This is a genomic window from Streptomyces sp. NPDC051776 (assembly GCF_040681345.1).
Taxonomy (GTDB): Bacteria; Actinomycetota; Actinomycetes; order Streptomycetales; family Streptomycetaceae; genus Streptomyces.
The window spans coordinates 1-1,824 of the sequence record NZ_JBFAYQ010000155.1; the positions used below are offsets into that span (position 1 = coordinate 1).

Here is a 1,824-nt window from a genome sequence, read left to right on the forward strand (position 1 = left end):
ATCCGGCACTCGAACGTTCCGAGAACTACCTGCTCCCTCGAAACGCCCTTAACTACGGATTAGGGGTCGACGAGCGTGGGCTTGTAGCGGGGAGCGCGGCGCTCTGCGGTGGGCTCCTTCATGCGGGCGTATCGCTTGACGGTATTCAGGGCAACATCGAGGCGGCGTGCGCATTGGAGCAGGCCGACGCCCTGGTCGAGCAGATGGTGGACCCTCTGCCAGCACTCGCGGGTGGTCTACTCGCGTACGCCCCCGGGCGGTGCGGGGGTTCACAGCAGTTGCCAGCAGGCGGCGTGGGTGCGGGCCTCGGCCAGGGCCTTGCCGCACAGGTTGGACCAGAGGTCTCAATGCTCCCGCAGAATTGGTTCTGGGTCACTTTCTGTGCCAGAGCCACGGAGGGTCACCGAATCAGCGATCATGAACGGCCGCGACTGACGCACTCCACCCCCGACGTGTGACCCTCCACGCCGCCACGACCAGCAGGTTCCTCCTGCGTGGAGGACACGTTTGCGAAGCAGGTCGAATTTGGCACGGCCGAACATCTGACGTTTCAGCATTTTGATCCTGTTGTTGTGGCCCTCGACCGCGCCGGAGCTGTAGTTCAGGCTCAGGCTGGCGACGACGGCGTCGAGGTCTTGGAGGAGTCCGGCGGCGAATGTCTGCAGGGCTGGGATCTGGTCGGCCCGGACGGCGGTGATCCACTCCTTGAGATGGCGGCCATGACGGTTGTTCATCAGCTCGGCGAAGGCCCGGACGTGCCTTGCGGTGGCGGCCAGCGCCGGGACGTGCGTCAGGATTTCCTTCAGACGTTGGGTGTCGTCGGCGTCGAGCCGGTCGGGATGGCGGGTGATCCAGCCGGTCACGTCGCGGACCGAACGCTTCCGGCGGGGCGGGTCCTGACGCGGGAACGCTTGCCGGAGCTGGTGGACGTACTTGCGGACAATCTGCTCCTTGCCCGGGTAGCCGCGCTGCTGGATCTCCTCGAACAAGCGGCGGGCGTTGGTTCAGCCCTGCCCGAATCGCTGGTCGATGTGCCGCTTGAAGGGATCGAGGATGCTGGGCCGTCCAGCCCAGCGTCCCACCAGCAGTTCGTCCGCTTCGGCCGCGTGCGCATAACGCCGGACGGTGTTGCGGGCCAACCCCAGCTGGCGGGCGATGGTCTTCAAGCCGATGCCGGTGGCCAGGAGAGCGTGGACAGCGGCGTGGTGCTCCCGGACACGCTCGGCCAGACGTCCCGTGCTCCTCAGCGGTGTGGGGAGAATCGGTCTCAACTCCGCCGACGGCAGCGCCGCGAAAGCGGGTCTTGGTGCGGGTCCGGGCAGCAGGGCGCGATGCTGGACCACGGTCTTCTCGACCGCCTCAGCGAGGTTGTGCCACAGGTGATAGCGATCCGCGACGTGGATCACGTCCGGTGCACCGAGGCGTCCGGCCTCGGCGAAGGAGGCGGATCGGTCCCTGCAGATCACTTCCACGCCGGGATGGGCGGCCAGCCATCCAGAGACGGTCTCGATCGAGCGGTCCGACAGCAGGTCAACGGCGCGACGGGTCTCGATGTCGACCAGGACAGTTGCGTAGACATGGCCTTTGCGCAGGGCAAACTCGTCGATGCCCAGCACGCGCGGTGTGGCCGGCGCATCCTCGGGAACGGCGCGTATCAGCCGCAAGAGGGATGACCGGCTCACGGGCGCGGCCAGCGCGTCCGTCAGCCTCGCCCCAGCCCGGCCCGCCAGCACTAGGGGGCGTATCCAGTTGTGATCAATCTGTGGGCTCCGCTCCCGCAGCGGGGCGGGTTCCTGTAGATCGTCATGCATGACGCAGGTGCAA

2 protein-coding genes and 1 pseudogene are annotated in these 1,824 nt (G+C 66.9%); all 3 read right to left on the reverse strand.

Annotated features, from left to right (window positions below):
* Positions 1–62: 62 nt before the first annotated feature.
* Positions 63–341: pseudogene (locus AB0M26_RS31835) on the reverse strand (ISL3 family transposase); the annotation flags it as partial.
* A 3-nt stretch (positions 342–344) separates the two neighbouring features.
* Positions 345–989: a transposase gene (locus AB0M26_RS31840; protein WP_365266506.1), complete on the reverse strand. Its 645-nt coding sequence runs from the start codon at positions 987–989 to the stop codon at positions 345–347.
* A gap of 15 nt (positions 990–1,004) precedes the next feature.
* Positions 1,005–1,824: transposase (locus AB0M26_RS31845; RefSeq protein WP_365266509.1), on the reverse strand; the 820-nt coding region annotated here is incomplete at its 5' end.